This is a genomic window from Rathayibacter sp. AY1F9, assembly GCF_002932155.1.
Taxonomy (GTDB): Bacteria; Actinomycetota; Actinomycetes; order Actinomycetales; family Microbacteriaceae; genus Rathayibacter.
This window is the reverse complement of the sequence record NZ_PSVA01000058.1, coordinates 1-1,556: the sequence shown is the minus strand read 5'-3', so window position 1 is coordinate 1,556 and position 1,556 is coordinate 1. Positions and strand designations below refer to the sequence as shown.

Here is a 1,556-nt window from a genome sequence, read left to right as displayed (position 1 = left end):
AGCGACCTGTGGTGGCGCACCGCCGTCTTCTACAACCTCGACGTGAAGACGTTCATGGACTGGGACGACGACGGCGTCGGCGACCTCGAGGGCCTCGTCCACCGGATCGACTACCTGGCCGAGCTCGGCGTCAGCTGCCTCTGGCTCGCGCCGTTCTACCGGTCCCCCGGCCGCGACAACGGCTACGACATCAGCGACTTCTACGGAGTGGACGAGCGCTTCGGGCACCACGGCGACGTCGTCGAGGTGATCCGGACCGCCCACGACCGCGGGATGCGCGTGATCGTCGACCTCGTCGTCAACCACACCTCGGACCAGCACCCCTGGTTCCAGGCCGCCCGCTCCTCCCCCGACAGCCCGTACCGCGACTACTACGTCTGGCGCGACGAGCCGCCCGCCGATCAGCCCGCGAACGTGTTCCCGGACGCGGAGGACGGCGTCTGGTTCCGCGACGAGGAGGCGGGCCAGTACTACCTGCACCACTTCTACCGGCACCAGCCCGACCTCAACACCGAGAACCCGGCCGTGCGCGACGAGATCGCGAAGCTCATCGGGTTCTGGCTGCAGCTGGGCGTCGACGGCTTCCGGGTCGACGCGGTGCCCTACCTGATCGAGCCCGGCGAACGCGACGAGCACGAGTGGCTGCGCCTGCTGCGCCGCTTCGTCTCGCGGCGCTCCGGCGAGGCGATGCTGCTGGGCGAGGTCAACGTGACCCGCGAGGAGCAGCTCGGCTTCTTCGGCGGCGAGGACGCGGACGAGCTGTCGATGCAGTTCGACTTCATCGGCAACCAGCGCCTCTACCTCGCGCTGGCCCGCGAGGAGGCGGCGCCGCTCGTCGAGGCGCTCGCGAGCCGCCCCGAGATCTCCGTCGGCAGCCAGTGGGCGAACTTCGCGCGCAACCACGACGAGCTCACCCTCGACCAGCTGAGCGACGACGAGCGCGACGAGGTCTTCGCGGCGTTCGCTCCGGAGCAGTCGCAGCGGATCCACGGGCGCGGCATCGTCCGCCGCCTCCCGCCGATGGTCGACGGCGACCCGCGCCGCGTCCGCCTGGTCCACAGCCTCGTCTTCTCGCTGCCCGGGACCCCGGTGCTCTACTACGGCGAGGAGATCGGGATGGGCGAGAACGCCGACATCCCGGGCCGCAGCGCCGTGCGGACCCCGATGCAGTGGAGCAGCGCTGCCAACGGCGGGTTCTCGCGCGCCGACGCCTCCGACCTGATCGCCGCCCCTCCCGGCGGCGGCTTCGGACCCGAGCACGTGAACGCGGCCGCGCAGCTCCAGGATCCGGACTCGATCCTGGCCCACGTGAAGGGCCTCGCCTGGCTGTACCGGCGGTCGCCGGAGATCGGGTGGGGCGAGTACACGCACCTCCCCTGCGACGAGCCGAGCGTGCTCGCGCACCGGATGTCCGCGTCGACCGGCACGACCGTCGCGGTGCACAACCTGGCGTCGAACCCGCGCACGGCGCACCTGACGCTTCCCGACACCCCCGCCGGGGCGCGGCTGGTCGACTCCCTCGGCGGCGAGTCGCTCCCGCTAGACGAGGACGGCGC

1 protein-coding gene is annotated in these 1,556 nt (G+C 71.6%); it reads left to right on the top strand.

All coding sequences use genetic code 11. From position 1 onward, the window contains the following. Positions 1 to 1,556, top strand: a 1,556-nt coding sequence (locus C5C37_RS17015; protein ID WP_104339344.1) for an alpha-amylase family protein, incomplete at both ends; no start/stop codon positions are given.